General features: G+C 72.5%; 15 protein-coding genes. All 15 read right to left on the bottom strand.

All coding sequences use genetic code 11. The features are described 5' to 3' along the window. Window position 1: 1 nt before the first annotated feature. Window positions 2–301, bottom strand: a complete 300-nt coding sequence (locus APR03_RS05865; RefSeq protein WP_119137991.1) for a DUF2469 domain-containing protein — start codon at window positions 299–301, stop codon at window positions 2–4. Between the two features lie 7 nt (window positions 302–308). Then, entirely contained in the window at window positions 309–998 is a 690-nt protein-coding gene (gene rnhB / locus APR03_RS05860) for a ribonuclease HII (protein WP_253833628.1), read from the bottom strand. 2 nt (window positions 999–1,000) lie between these two features. Then, window positions 1,001–1,768 (bottom strand): signal peptidase I, encoded by a 768-nt coding sequence (lepB, locus tag APR03_RS05855; RefSeq protein ID WP_253833627.1) that lies wholly within the window; start codon window positions 1,766–1,768, stop codon window positions 1,001–1,003. A 205-nt stretch (window positions 1,769–1,973) separates the two neighbouring features. Beyond that, window positions 1,974–2,321: a 50S ribosomal protein L19 gene (rplS, locus tag APR03_RS05850; protein WP_253833626.1), complete on the bottom strand. Its 348-nt coding sequence runs from the start codon at window positions 2,319–2,321 to the stop codon at window positions 1,974–1,976. 225 nt (window positions 2,322–2,546) lie between these two features. Then, complete coding sequence (trmD, locus tag APR03_RS05845; RefSeq protein ID WP_253834044.1) at window positions 2,547–3,326, bottom strand: tRNA (guanosine(37)-N1)-methyltransferase TrmD; 780 nt, start codon at window positions 3,324–3,326, stop codon at window positions 2,547–2,549. 1 nt (window position 3,327) lies between these two features. Next, window positions 3,328–3,930, bottom strand: a complete 603-nt coding sequence (rimM, locus tag APR03_RS05840; protein WP_253833625.1) for a ribosome maturation factor RimM — start codon at window positions 3,928–3,930, stop codon at window positions 3,328–3,330. A 76-nt stretch (window positions 3,931–4,006) separates the two neighbouring features. Next, complete coding sequence (locus tag APR03_RS05835) at window positions 4,007–4,246, bottom strand: RNA-binding protein (RefSeq protein WP_020016864.1); 240 nt, start codon at window positions 4,244–4,246, stop codon at window positions 4,007–4,009. Then, complete coding sequence (gene rpsP / locus APR03_RS05830; protein ID WP_253833623.1) at window positions 4,246–4,671, bottom strand: 30S ribosomal protein S16; 426 nt, start codon at window positions 4,669–4,671, stop codon at window positions 4,246–4,248. The genes APR03_RS05835 and rpsP overlap by 1 nt, the downstream gene beginning before the upstream one ends. 191 nt (window positions 4,672–4,862) lie before the next feature. After that, window positions 4,863–5,984: an amidohydrolase family protein gene (locus APR03_RS05825; RefSeq protein WP_253833621.1), complete on the bottom strand. Its 1,122-nt coding sequence runs from the start codon at window positions 5,982–5,984 to the stop codon at window positions 4,863–4,865. A gap of 52 nt (window positions 5,985–6,036) precedes the next feature. Continuing rightward, window positions 6,037–7,677, bottom strand: coding sequence for a signal recognition particle protein (ffh, locus tag APR03_RS05820; RefSeq protein WP_253833619.1), 1,641 nt, complete (start codon window positions 7,675–7,677; stop codon window positions 6,037–6,039). A 58-nt stretch (window positions 7,678–7,735) separates the two neighbouring features. Continuing rightward, the gene (locus tag APR03_RS05815; protein WP_253833617.1) at window positions 7,736–9,550 is read right to left on the bottom strand and encodes a [protein-PII] uridylyltransferase family protein; all 1,815 of its coding nucleotides are present in this window, start codon (window positions 9,548–9,550) and stop codon (window positions 7,736–7,738) included. 20 nt (window positions 9,551–9,570) lie between these two features. Then, a complete protein-coding gene (locus APR03_RS05810) occupies window positions 9,571–9,909 on the bottom strand; it encodes a P-II family nitrogen regulator (protein WP_119138010.1) in 339 nt (112 codons plus the stop codon). A 42-nt stretch (window positions 9,910–9,951) separates the two neighbouring features. Beyond that, window positions 9,952–11,214, bottom strand: a complete 1,263-nt coding sequence (locus APR03_RS05805) for an ammonium transporter (RefSeq protein ID WP_253833616.1) — start codon at window positions 11,212–11,214, stop codon at window positions 9,952–9,954. 312 nt (window positions 11,215–11,526) lie between these two features. Further along, the gene (gene ftsY / locus APR03_RS05800) at window positions 11,527–12,741 is read right to left on the bottom strand and encodes a signal recognition particle-docking protein FtsY (RefSeq protein ID WP_253833615.1); all 1,215 of its coding nucleotides are present in this window, start codon (window positions 12,739–12,741) and stop codon (window positions 11,527–11,529) included. Between the two features lie 508 nt (window positions 12,742–13,249). Next, window positions 13,250–13,780 carry a hypothetical protein gene (locus APR03_RS05795; RefSeq protein ID WP_253833614.1) on the bottom strand — a complete coding sequence of 177 codons (531 nt, stop codon included), beginning with the start codon at window positions 13,778–13,780 and terminating at the stop codon, window positions 13,250–13,252. Between the last annotated feature and the right edge of the window lie 156 nt (window positions 13,781–13,936).

Genomic DNA, 13,936 nt, shown 5'->3' with positions numbered 1-13,936 from the left:
GTCAGAGCGCGAGCTCGGCCTTGGCCAGCTCCTCGACGTTCACGTCCTTGAAGGTCACCACGCGCACCGACTTCACGAACCGCGCGGACCGGTACACGTCCCACACCCAGGCGTCGCCGAGCCGGAGCTCGAAGTACACCTCGCCCGCTGCGGACCGCACCTGCAGGTCCACCTGGTTGGCGAGGTAGAACCGGCGTTCGGTCTCCACCACGTAGGAGAACAGGCCCACCACGTCGCGGTACTCGCGATAGAGCGCGAGCTCCATCTCCGTCTCGTAGTTCTCGAGGTCTTCGGCGCTCACGACCACATCATCCCACCGACGCGGCGGTTCCGGGCAGGTTCCACGACCTGCGGTGGTGCGGGGTCGGGCCGTGCAGGCCGAGGGCGTCCATGTGCGCCCGCGCGCTGTAGCCCTTGTTCTGGTCCCAGGCGTACTCGGGATGCCGCTGCGCCAGCTCGACGAGGATCGCGTCCCGCTCCACCTTGGCCAGCACGCTCGCGGCGGCCACCGAGGTGCAGGTCATGTCGGCCTTGACCAGCGTCCGCACCGCGGGGTCGGGTGCGCCGTCGTCCGCGGCGTCCGCGGCCGCGAACAGGTCGAGGGCGGGCGCCGACAGCCAGTCGTGCTTGCCGTCCAGGACCACCACGTCCACGTCGCCGCACACCTGCCGCACCTGCGCGAGCGCGCGACGTCCTGCCAGGCGGAGCGCCGCGATGATGCCGACCTCGTCGATCTCGGCCGGGCCCGCGTGCCCCACCCCGTACGCCACCGCCCAGCGCCGCACGGCGGGCGCCAGGGCCTCGCGTGCGGCGGGCGTCAGCAGCTTCGAGTCCGCGACACCCTTGGGCCCGGTGCGCGTGGCAGCGTCCACCACCACGACGCCCACGCTGACAGGGCCGGCCAGGGCCCCGCGACCGACCTCGTCCATGCCCGCCACGAGGCGGGCGCCCGAGGCGAGCAGCGCCCGCTCCTGCCGCAGCGTCGGGACCACGCGCACGGCTAGCTCCCCGCGGGAGGCGCGTCCGGGACGTCGGCGAAGACGTCGGACGGGTGGCTGTGCCAGTGCAGCCGGTCGAGCGGCCACACGGTGGCGAACGCCGTGCCCACGACGTTGTCGACGGGCACGAACCCGCCGCCGGGCTTGCCCCGGTTCTTGCGCGAGTCCTGGGAGTTCTGGCGGTTGTCGCCCATGACCCACAGCATGTCGTCCGGGACCGTCACGGAGAAGGAGTCCTCGCTCGGGATCGAGCCCGGCTTGATGTAGGTCTCGTCGATGGGCGTGCCGTTGACCGACACCCGGCCCTCCGCGTCGCAGCACTCGACCGTGTCGCCCGGCAGGCCGATCAGGCGCTTGATGAGGTGGTCGCCGCTGTCCTGCGGCAGCAGGCCCACGGTGGTCAGGAACGAGACCGCCGCGTCACCCACGGGCCCGCGCTCCGGCGGCACGTACGGCGGCAGCCAGTTGCCCGGGTCCACGAAGACGACGATGTCCCCGTGCTGGAGGTCGAACGGCCCCGGCGTCAGCCGCGACGCCATGACGCGGTCGCCCTGCGTCAGCGTGTCCTCCATGGAGGCGCTCGGGATGTAGAACGGCTGCACCAGGAACGTCTTGATCAGCCACGACAGGACGAGCGCGCTGACGACGATGATGCCGATCTCCCGCAGCATCGACAGCAGTCCCGACTGCTGCCGGCGCGGCTCCCGCCCGTGTGCCGCTCCACCCTCACGATGCGCCCCGCTGTGGCCCCACGGATCTGCTGCGCTCAACGGCGTCCCATCGGTAGGGGTGGGCGGTGCCACCCGGTCGAAACTCGTCACGAGGGTAACTCTGTCACCACTCGGTGCCCGCGGCGAAACCACCTCGCGGGCCCACACCGACCCCGTCTGATTTCCCCACAGACCTGGGCAGGTGCGACGTCGGCCGCCACCCTCGACAGAGGGTGGCGGCCGACGCACATCGCGTGGTGCGACGTCAGACGTCGCGCTTCTCGCGGATCTTCGCCTTCTTGCCGCGCAGCTCGCGCAGGTAGTACAGCTTCGCGCGGCGCACGTCACCGCGGGTCACGACCTCGATCGACTCGATGGTCGGCGCGTGCAGCGGGAACTTGCGCTCCACGCCCACACCGAAGCTGATCTTGCGGACCGCGAACGTCTCGCCGATCCCACCGCCGTGGCGGGAGATGACGACGCCCTGGAACGCCTGGACACGAGAGCGGTTGCCCTCGACGACCTTGACGTTGACCTTGACCGTGTCACCGGCGCGGAACTCCGGGATGTCGGACCGCAGCGAGGCGGTGTCGATCATGTCGAGCTTCTGCATCGTTCTCTCCGGGCCTGCCACAGGTCAGGCGCGAATGTCGTGGGCCCTGGCACGGCCACGCGGCCGTGAGGGTCCCGGAAGGGGTGAGGATGGCGGTGCGGCTCGACCCGGTCAGGGACGGTTGCCCGCCCCGGTCGTCCCCTGTGGCAGAGACCTGACCGGCGACGCACCAACGGTTCATTCTGCCACACGTCCGCCGGCGTGCGACCAGGGCGGGGTGTGACGTCAGGCCCGGACCAGGCCCGCGCCGTCCTCCCCCGGCACCCAGCCCAGCTCCGCGAGCAGCGCGAGGTCCTGCTTGTCGAGGGTCGCGACGTCGAGGGCCGCGATCATGTCCGGCCGACGCTCCGCCGTCCGCTCCAGCGCGCGGTCGCGCCGCCAGCGCTCGATCCGCGCGTGGTGCCCCGACAGGAGCACCTCCGGGATCTCCAGGTCCGCCCACGACGGCGGCTTCGTGTAGACGGGGTACTCCAGCAGGCCCGCGGCGCCGTGCGACTCCTCGACGAGGGACTCCGGGTTGCCGACCATGCCCGGCACCAGCCGCGCCACGGCCTCGATCATGACGAGGGACGCCACCTCGCCGCCGTTGAGCACGTAGTCCCCGATCGAGAGCTCGCGCACCGTGACGCCGGCGTCCCGGTAGTGCTCGGCCACGCGCGCGTCGATGCCCTCGTAGCGCCCGCACGCGAACACGAGCTGCTCCGCCGTGGCCATCTCCTCGGCATGCCGCTGTGTGAACACCTCGCCCGAGGGCGTCGGCACGACCAGCTGCGCGCCCGGCTCCAGGACGTCGTCCAGGGCCACGCCCCAGACGTCCGGCCGCATCACCATGCCGGCTCCCCCGCCGAACGGGGTGTCGTCCACGGTGCGGTGCCGGTCGGTGGTCCAGTCGCGCAGGTCGTGCACCCGCAGGTCCAGCAGGCCGCGCTGCCGTGCCTTGCCGACCAGGGACAGGTCCAGCACGGACAGGTAGTCGGGGAAGATCGAGACGACGTCGACGCGCACGTCAGTCGGCCTCACGGCCGACGGTGTCGGCATCATCGGCACGGCCGACGGTGTCGGCATCATCGGCACGGTCGACGATCGCGGCCTCGGCGTCCCGGGCCAGCAGGCCGCCGGGCGGCGTGAGCACGACGCGGCCGCCCGCGACGTCGACCACGGGCACGATCGCCAGCACGAACGGCACCAGCGTGCGGGCGGTGCCGCCGTCGGGCAGCGTCTCCTCGACGAGCAGCGCCTCGTGCGCGGGCAGGTACTCCAGGGTGACGACGGTGCCGACCACGGTGCCGTCCTCGAGCTCGGCGCGCAGGCCCGCGAGCTCGTGCGGGTACCAGGCGTCGTCCTCGTCGGAGGCGTCCGCCTCGACGACCAGCTCGACGCCGCGCAGGTCCTCGGCCGCGTCGCGGTCCGCGACCTCGGCGAACGTGACCAGCCAGCGGCCCTGGTGCTGCCGCGCGTGGGTCACCGTGAGGGGCCCGGCGGCCGCGGGCACGGTCTCGAGCCGCTCACCGACCGCGAGCCGGGTCTCCGGATCGTCCGTGCGCAGGTCCAGGGCCACCTCGCCCTTGAGCCCGTGCGCCTTGGTGACGCGGGCCACGGTGAGCTGCATGTCTCTCCTCGAAGAATGAATGAGCGAGGCCCGGTCCGCGTTCGGACCGGGCCTCGTCGTGCTGGCGGGCGACCGCTCAGCGCCGGTCGACGTCCACGACGTCGACCCGCACCGGGCCCTCGGTGGCGAGCGCACCGATCACGGTGCGCAGAGCGCGCGCCGTGCGACCACCGCGGCCGATGACACGGCCCAGGTCGTCGGGGTGCACGCGGACCTCGAGGAGGTCACCACGGCGCAGCGTCTTCGCGGACACGCGGACGTCGTCCGGGTTGTCCACGATGCCGCGCACCAGGTGCTCGAGGGCCTCCGAGAGCATCAGGCCTCGTCGCCCTCTGCCGGCTCGGCCGGAGCCTCGGCGGCGGCAGCGGCGGCCTTCTCGGCAGCCTTGGCCTTGGCCTTCTCGGCGTCGGCGTGCACGGCCTCGATCGCGGCGGCCGTGTCAGCCTTCTCTCCCTTGACCTTCAGGGTGCCCTCGGCACCCGGCAGGCCCTTGAACTTCTGCCAGTCACCGGTCACCTTGAGCAGAGCGGCGACCTGCTCGGTCGGCTGAGCGCCGACGCCGAGCCAGTACTGCGCGCGCTCCGACTTGATCTCGATGAGCGACGGCTCCTCGGTCGGGTGGTACTTGCCGATCTCCTCGATCACACGACCGTCGCGCTTGGTGCGCGAGTCGGCGACGACGACACGGTAGTACGGGGCCCGGATCTTGCCGAGGCGCTTGAGACGAATCTTGACGGCCACGAAGTGGTCACTCCTGGTTCTGAACGGGATGGCCCGAGCACCGTGACGTGGGGTGTCGCAGTGTGGGGGGCCGGGACACGACCTGACCGGGTGAGAGGGGTCCGGGCACGCCGAGTACGTGCACATTGTGCCAGACGGCGAGGGGCCCCACCAACCAGACGTGCCTCACACACCGACCGCCTGGTGACGGGTCAGCGGGCCGTCGGGTAGACCGTGCCGCGCAGCACGACGGCGGTGGGGTGGCGGAGCACCTCGATGTCCTCGCGCGGGTCGGCCGGGTACACCACCAGGTCGGCGCTGGAGCCCTCGACGACCGCCCCGAAACCGAGGTAGTCACGGGCGCGCCAGGACGCCATCGCCACCACCTCGGCCGGCGGGATGCCCGCCGCGACCAGCTCGGCGCACTCGTCGGCGATGCGGCCGTGCGAGATGGTGCCGCCCGCGTCGGTGCCCACCAGCAGCGGCACGCCCGCCTCGTAGAGGTCGCGCACGTGCTCGTACCGGCGCGCGTACATGGCGCGCATGCGGCGCGCGTAGACGGGGTACTTGCCGTCCGCCTGGGCGGCGATGTTCTCGAACTGCCCCACCTGCAGCAGCGTGGGCGTGACGGCGATGCCCCGCTCCGCCGCCACCGCCATGTGCTCGGCGGTCATGCCGGTGCCGTGCTCGATGCAGTCGACGCCGGCCGCCAGCAGCCCGTCGATCGTCTCGGTGGCGAAGGCGTGCACCGTCACGCGCGCCGCCTCGGCGTGGGCCACGGCGACCGCCTCGGCGAGCAGGTCGTCGGACCACAGCGGGCGCAGGTCGCCGTCGGCCCCCAGGGTGCGGTCGATCCAGTCGCCCACGAGCTTGACCCAGCCGTCGCCGCGGCGAGCCTGCGTCCGCACCGCCTGCGGCAGCAGCTCCGGGGACTCGAGCTCGAGCCCGTAGTTGCGCAGGTAGCGCTTCGGGCGGGCCAGGTGCGTGCCGGCCCTCAGCAGGTGGGGCAGGTCGGGCCGGTCGTGCACCCACGCCGTGTCGAGCGGCGAGCCCGCGTCCCGCACCAGGAGCACGCCGGAGTCGCGGTCCGCGACGGCCTGCTTCTCGGCCTCCTCGACCGGCACGGCGCCGTCGGCGGCCAGCCCGATGTGGCAGTGGACGTCCACCAGGCCGGGCACGGCCCAGCCCTCCAGCACCCGCATGTTGGTGCCCTGCGCCGACGGCCGGGTCAGGCTGATCCGCCCGGAGCGGACCCAGACCTCCTCCGCCACACGGTCGTCACCCAGCAGGATGCGCCCGCGGATCGCCGCGGTCGGACCTTCCAGCGCAGACATGCGGCTCCTTCGCTCTCCCCGACTCACACCCTCCGGCTCGCGCCGGCCGTCCTCACCGACCCAGGAACTTCTCCAGGCCCGGGGGCAGCTCGAGGTCGCTCAGGTCGGGCGTCCCGGTCTTCTTCGGTCCGACGCCGAACGCCGAACCGGCCGGGGCCGACGAGGGCGCGCTCGCCGGACCGCCGCCGAGGGCACGCTGCATGGCTTCCTTCTCCTGCTGCGCGCGCTTGGCCGGGTTCCCCGACTTGCCCTTCTTGCCCTTCTTCGGCGGCTGCGTCTTGCCGCGGGACTTCTTGCCCATGCCCATGCCCGGGCCGCCCGGCATCGCGGGCATCCCGCCCGGGCCGAGGCCACCGCCCTTGGACATCTGGCGCATCATCTTCTGGGCGCTGTCGAACCGCTCGAGGAGCTGGTTGATCGCCGTCGTCGTAGTGCCGGAGCCCTTGGCGATCCGGGCGCGGCGGGAGCCGTTGATGATCTTCGGGTTCTCACGCTCGGCAGGCGTCATCGAGTGGATGATCGCCTCGATACGGTTCACCTCGCGCTCGTCGAACTGCTCGAGCTGCTCGCGCATCTGCCCCATGCCCGGCATCATGCCGAGCATCTTCTTCATCGAGCCCATGTTCTTGAGCTGCTGCATCTGCACCAGGAAGTCGGCCAGCGTGAAGTCCTGGCCGGTGGCCAGCTTCTGCGCCATCTTCTCGGCCTGCTCGGCGTCGAACGCCTTCTCGGCCTGCTCGATCAGGGTGAGCACGTCACCCATGTCGAGGATGCGGCTCGCCATCCGGTCCGGGTGGAACACCTCGAAGTCGGTCAGCTTCTCGCCCGTCGAGGCGAACATGATGGGCCGGCCGGTCACCTTGGCGACCGACAGGGCCGCACCACCGCGCGCGTCGCCGTCGAGCTTGGACAGCACGACGCCGGTGAAGTCGACGCCCTCGGCGAAGGCCTTCGCGGTGTTGACCGCGTCCTGGCCGATCATCGCGTCGATGACGAACAGGACCTCGTCCGGGTTCACGGCTGCGCGGATGTCCGCCGCCTGCCGCATGAGCACCTCGTCGACGCCGAGCCGGCCCGCGGTGTCCACGATCACGACGTCGTGCTGGCGCTCCCGGGCGTACGTGACGCCGTCACGGGCCACGCCCACCGGGTCGCCGATCAGGGGCGCGTCGGCCGCGGGGTCGTCGGCGTCCGACGTGTTGCCCGGGTGCGGCGCGAACACCGGCACGCCGGCGCGCTCGGCCACCACGGACAGCTGCGTCACCGCGTTGGGGCGCTGCAGGTCGGCGGCGACCAGCAGCGGGGTGTGGCCCTGTCCCTTGAGCGCGTGCGCGAGCTTGCCCGCGAGCGTCGTCTTGCCGGCACCCTGCAGACCCGCGAGCATGATGACCGTCGGGGGCGTCTTGGCGAGCGTCAGCGGGCGCGTGGCCCCGCCGAGCACGTCGACGAGCTCCTCGTTGACGATCTTGACGACCTGCTGCGCGGGGTTCAGCGCCCCGGAGACCTCCGCCGAGAGCGCGCGCTCGCGCACCGTGGCGGTGAACTCGCGCACCACGGGCACCGCGACGTCGGCGTCGAGGAGGGCACGACGGATCTCCCGCACGGTCGCGTCGATGTCCGCCTCGGAGAGACGGCCCCGCGTGCGCAGGTTCTTGAACGTCGAGGTAAGCCGGTCGGACAGGGAGTTGAACACGGGCACAGCCTAATAGAGTCCGGTCGGCTCCCGTTCATCGACGACCCGGGAGATCCGCTCAGTCCGCCAGCCGGGCCCGCGCCCGTTCCGTGAGACCGTCCACGAGCTGCGCGCGCCAGTCCGTCCAGGCCTTGGGCCCGAGCGACGTGGTGTCCGCCTCGGTGAGGGCGCGTAGCACGTCGAGCAGGTCGCGACGGTGGTCCACGGCGTCCAGGAGCGTCGTCACGGTCGCCGGGTCGTCGGGGTCAGCACGTGTGGCCAGGTCCGCGAGGGTGAGGTGGTGCCGCACGAGCAGCGTGACGTCGTCGACCACCTGCGGTGCGAAGCCCGCCCGCCGCAGGATCGCGGGCACGCGCCGCGCCCCCTCCACGGAGTGGTCGGCCGCGCCGCGCACCTTGCCGATGTCGTGCAGGAGGGCCGCGAGCAGGAGCAGGTCGCCCGGCGTCGTGCCCGCGTGCGGCCCCGCGGCGGCACCGAGCTCCGGCAGCCGACGGCGCAGCCGCGCGGCCACCGCCGCCGTCTCGACCAGGTGGCGGTCCACGGTGTGCCGGTGGATCGCGGCGCGCTGCGGACGGTTGCGCACGTCGGCCCACTCCGGGAACCAGGACGTGACCACGCCCGCGAGGTCGAGCGCCTCCCAGACCGGCACCTGCGCGGGGCCCGCGCCCAGCAGCGCGAGCAGGCTCTCGCGCGCGGCGGGCGGCCACGGCTCGGGCAGCGGCGGGCACTGCTCCAGGCTGCGGATCGTCACGGGCGACAGCACCAGGCCGGTGCGGGCTGCGGTGGCGGCCGCCCGCAGGGGCAGCAGCGGGTCGGTCGCCGGGCGGGTGCCCACGCCGAGCACGAGCTCGCCGTCGTGCTCCACCAGGCCGTCGCCCACCGAGCGCAGGCGGGGCGGCGTGCGCCGTCCGCGGACCATGAGCGGCTTGCCCACGCCCACCGGGCGGGCCAGGGCCTGGCGCGCCCGCCGGATGGTCATGTCCAGCGCGTACGAGATGACCCGGCCCGACTCGGCCAGACCGGCCAGCAGCTCGTCGCCGTCGTCGTACCCCGTGCGCTCGGCGACCTCCTCGAGATCGGCGAGCAGCAGCCTGCTGGTGCGCCGCCGCGTGACCACCTGCAGCGTGTCGCGCACGTCGAGCAGGTGCGTGTACGCGGTGTCGACCGCCCCGTGCGGGCGGTCGGTGAGCCAGGTCGCCGCCAGCGCGGACAGCAGCACGGCGTCCCGCATGCCGCCGCGCGCCTCCTTGAGGTCGGGCTCGATGAGGTAGGCCAGCTCGCCCGCGCGCTGCGCGCGGTCGCGCGTGGACGAGATCAGCTCGGGCAGGCGCCGGCGCGCCGCGGCGCGCCAGTCCGTCAGGGCGGCGGACGCCGCGCGGTGCACGACGACGGCGTCCCCCGCCACGGGCCGCACGCTGAGCCAGCCGATCACCGCCGGGAGGTCGCTCGCGGCCACCTGCCGGGACTGGCTCAGGGACCGCACGGCGTGGTCGATGTCGATGCCGGAGTCCCACAGCGGGTACCAGAGGCGCTCGGCCACCTGCCGGAGCTCGTCGGCCCCGTGCGTGCGCCCGTCGTGCACCAGCACGAGGTCGAGGTCGCTCAGGGGCCCGAGCTCGCCGCGGCCCAGGCTGCCGACCGCCGCCAGGGCGATGCCCGCGGGGTCGACCCCCTCGGTCGCCTCGGCGAACAGGGCCTGCAGGCGTTCGGTGGCCCGCAGGCCGACGGCGGACCGCCGGGCCAGGCCCGACCTGCCGGGGCCGGTCAGGTCGGTGGCGATGGTGAGCAGCTCGTCGCGGAGGCCCCGCACCCCCGTGGGGTGCGGGGCCTCCGCCTGCTCCCGGGCGCCCTCGGACTCCGGGTCACTGGTCATGCGTCGTCGTACGCTCCCCGTCAGAGGGCGGCGTCGCCGTGCTCACCGGTACGGACGCGCGCCACGTCCTCCACCGGCACGACCCACACCTTGCCGTCACCGATCTTGCCGGTCTGGGCGGCGCCCACCACGGCGTCCGTCACCGCGGCGACGTCCGCGTCCGTGACGAGCACCTCGATCCGGACCTTGGGCACCAGGTCGACGGTGTACTCCGCACCGCGGTAGACCTCGGTGTGGCCCTTCTGCCGCCCGTAGCCGCTGGCCTCGCTCACGGTCATCCCGCGAACCCCTGCACCTTCCAACGCCGTCTTCACGTCGTCCAGCCGGTGGGGCTGGATGACCGCCGTGACAAGCTTCATGCGCTGCCTCCTAAGCAGTCGGGTCGCTGCACCGTAGTACGGTCAGCGCGCCTCGGTGATGGTGGATCCGGAGTTCTCGTAGGCGGTCTCGCCGTGGACGGCGAGGTCGATGCCGCTGACCTCGGCCTCCTCGGACACGCGCCAGCCGAACGGCCTGATCGCGAGGGCGATCACCAGCGTGATGACCGCGGAGAAGAGCACGGCGACGATCGCGATGATCGCCTGCACCGCGAGCTGGTTGAAGCCGCCGCCGTAGAACAGGCCCGTGTCGGTGGCGAGGAAGCCGATGCCGACGGTGCCCCACAGGCCGGCCACGAGGTGGACGCCCACGACGTCGAGCGAGTCGTCGTAGCCGAACTTGTACTTCAAGCCCACCGCGAAGGCGCAGAGCGCGCCCGCGATCACGCCGAGGATGATCGAGCCGACCGGGCTGAGCGCACCGGCGGCGGGGGTGATGGCGACCAGGCCGGCGACGACGCCCGAGGCGGCACCGAGCGAGGTGGCGGCGCCGTCGCGGATCTTCTCGACGACGAGCCAGCCCAGGATCGCGGCGGCGGTGGCGGCGGTGGTGTTGACCCAGGAGAGGCCGGCGAAGCCGTCAGCCGTGAAGGCGGAACCACCGTTGAAGCCGAACCAGCCGAACCACAGCAGGGCGGCACCGAGCATGACGAGCGGCAGGTTGTGCGGGCGCATCGGCTCGGCGCCGAAGCCCTTGCGCTTGCCGATCACCAGGGCGAGCACCAGCGCGGCGGCACCGGCGTTGATGTGCACCACCGTGCCACCCGCGAAGTCGATCGGCGCGGCGATGGACGCGAAGGGACCGTCGCCGGACAGGAGGCCGCCGCCCCAGACCATGTGGGCCATCGGGAAGTACGCGAGCGTGACCCACAGGGCCACGAAGACGAGCCAGGCGCCGAACTTCACGCGGTCCGCGATGGCGCCGGAGATCAGGGCGACCGTGATGATCGCGAAGGTGGCCTGGAATCCGACGCCGACGATGCCCGGAACACCGAAGTCGTCGATCAGGAATTCACCGGCGTCGTCGTAGATCGCGCCGGCGAGACCGAACTGGTCGAGGGGGTTGCCGAAGATTCCGCCGACGTCCGCTCCGTAGGACATCGACCATCCCCACAGCACGTAGATGACACCGGTGACGGCAATGGCGCCGAACGACATCATCATCATGTTGAGCACGGACTTGCCGCGGACCATGCCACCGTAGAAGAGGGCGAGCCCGGGGGTCATCAGGAGCACGAGCGATGCTGATGTCAGCATCCACGCTGTGGCTCCGGTGTCCAGTTCCATAAGACGATCCTCTCTTGGCCAGCTCGGGGTGCTGGGCTCGCAACACAGTTGCGAAGGACCGTTTCACCGGGCGCACCTCGGCGTTACGGATGCGTGACGCAGCCGTCGACGGTGTAAACGTCTCGTTTCACGCTCCAGATGGGCGAAATGCCGCCGCGAAATGTGACTCAATCGTGATTGCGGCGCAATACGGGCGTCACGCGGGTGCGCAGGAGGCATTCCACGATGTGGGACGTGTCGCCGGGGAAATAGGCACGGGGCGGGGTTCCGCAATTGCGGAATTCCCCCGCCCCGGAGCGCGGCTCGAATGCGTCAGCCGAGAATGCCGTCCACGAACTCCTCGACCTCGAACGGCGCCAGGTCGTCCGGACCCTCCCCGAGGCCGACGAGCTTGACCGGCACGCCGAGCTCCCGCTGCACCTGGACCACGATGCCGCCCTTGGCGGTGCCGTCGAGCTTGGTCAGCACGATGCCCGTGACGCCGGCGACCTCCGCGAAGACGCGCGCCTGCGACAGACCGTTCTGGCCCGTGGTCGCGTCCAGCACCAGGAGCACCTCGCTCGGCGCCGCGACCTTGCTCGCGACCCGCACGATCTTGCCCAGCTCGTCCATGAGGCCGGCCTTGTTCTGCAGGCGCCCGGCGGTGTCGACGAGCACCACGTCGGCCTTGTCGTCACGACCACGGGCCACGGCCTCGAACGCGACCGACGCCGGGTCGGCGCCCTCGCGGTCCGAGCGCACCGTCGGCACCCCCACGCGGTTGCCCCACGTGGTGAGCTGGTCGGCCGCCGCGGCGCGGAACGTGTCGGCGGCGCCGAGCACCACGCTGCGGCCGTCGGCGACCAGCACGCGGGCGAGCTTGCCCACGGTCGTCGTCTTGCCCGTGCCGTTGACGCCCACCACGAGCGTCACGGCGGGCAGGTGGGTGCCGTCCTCGGCGGTGGTCGGCTCGGTGCGCAGCGCGCGGTCCATGCCCGGGTCGAGCAGCGCGACGAGCTCCGAGCGCAGCAGGTCCCGCACGGCGGCGGGCTCGCGGACGCCCAGCACGCGCACCTTGGTGCGCAGCGCGTCGAGCAGCTCCGTCGTGGGCCCCGCCCCGACGTCCGCGAGGAGCAGCTCTTCCTCGATCTCGTCCCAGTCGTCCTCCGTGAGGGAGTCGCGCGACAGGACGGACAGCAGGCGCGCGCCCAGGGGCGAGCCGGAACGCGCCAGGCGGTCCCGCAGGCGCACGAGGCGGCCCGCGGTGGGGGCGGGCGTCTCGACGGTGGGGGCAGGAGCCACCTCGGGCTCCGCCGGGGCGGGTGCCGCGGCCTCGGGCGCGGCCGCCCCGGGTTCGGCCGTCTCGGGCTCCGCCGTCTCGACCGGCCGGGGCGCGGTGGCGGTGCCGGTGCCCGCCTGCGGCGCACGACCGCCGTCGTCCTCCTGGTGGCGCCGGCGACGCCGCGCGGCCAGGAGCCCGGCGATGCCGCCGCCCCCCGCGAGGACGACGACGGCGGAGATGATCTCGATCCAGGGAAGCTCGTTCACGCCCCAGATTCTTTCATCCCGCGACCTGGACCGTGCGCGGCCCGCAGGCGGACGGCGTCAGCGCCCCGGCGTCAGGGGTTTCGGGGACGGGCGGAGACCGCCGCCCGGACAGCCCACCTGGGCCGCGAAACGCATCGGGCTGAGGCCACGCCGCGCGGCCTCGAACCGGATGGTGGCCGCGGCGGCCGGGCGAGGTCGACGCCGAGCGGTCGGCCGACGCAGGGGTGCGGAGTGGCGTCGGCGGCTGCCATGACACGGGCCCGCCCCTCGGGTGCGGCGCTTCGTCCACAGATCTGGGGGTATCGGTGATATGTCGCGTGGCTCGGGACGACGCGCGCCGCGGGCGAGGTGCCGGCTGAGCCTGACTGCGTTCACCTCAGCCATGCCAGATCTCCGTGATCCGAATTGTTCGGCCCACGGAGATCTGTCATGGCTGAGGTGAACGGAATCACGAATACCCGGCACCCGCTCGACGAAGAACGTCGTCGCCGAGGCGAGGCCGACGGCGTCAGCTGGCGGCCTGGGCCGGACCCTGCTGCTCGGCGGGCGGCTCCTGCGCGAGCTTCTGGACGCTGCGCACGGGGCGCACGGCACGGAGCTGGCCGGGCACGAGGTTGGCGGGCTTGAGCGGCACGGTGCCCAGCGGGACGTGGAGCGTCTTCTGCGCCTGGTCACGGGCGCGGTTCAGCACGTCGGTGAGCTCCTCGGCGTCGACGTAGCCAGGCTTGGACTCGATGGTGGCGGCGAAGAACTCGGACATGCCCATGTCCACCGGCGACGTGTCCGGCCGGACCACGGGCGGCTTGCCGACCCAGACGGACGGCGCGCCCACGGCGTGGGTCGCCACGGCGGAGGCGCCGTGACGGCGACCGTCCTTGCGGCGGGTGGCGTCACCGCGCAGGTGCGCGACGCCTGATCGGAACCACTGGAGGGCCGAGAACTCCTCCTTGTTCGAGGGCGCGTCCATCTGACTGGCCACGACGAAGACGCCCACCGCCAGGACCAGGCACACCACGAGCAGAATGACCGACCACCACATGGCCCCATTGTGTCGTGTCTTGTCCGGTCGTGCCGCGCAGACCGCCACGACACGCCGGGCGACACGCGCGCCGGACGCAGGAGAATTCGCTCACACCGGAACGTTCCCGGCCCCAGACCCGGAAAATTCACCCACTCGTCACGACCTCTTCGCCGA

The sequence above is a fragment of the Promicromonospora thailandica genome, from assembly GCF_024171955.1.
GTDB lineage: Bacteria > Actinomycetota > Actinomycetes > Actinomycetales > Cellulomonadaceae > Promicromonospora > Promicromonospora thailandica.
This window is presented reverse-complemented; position numbering and strand designations above follow the sequence as displayed.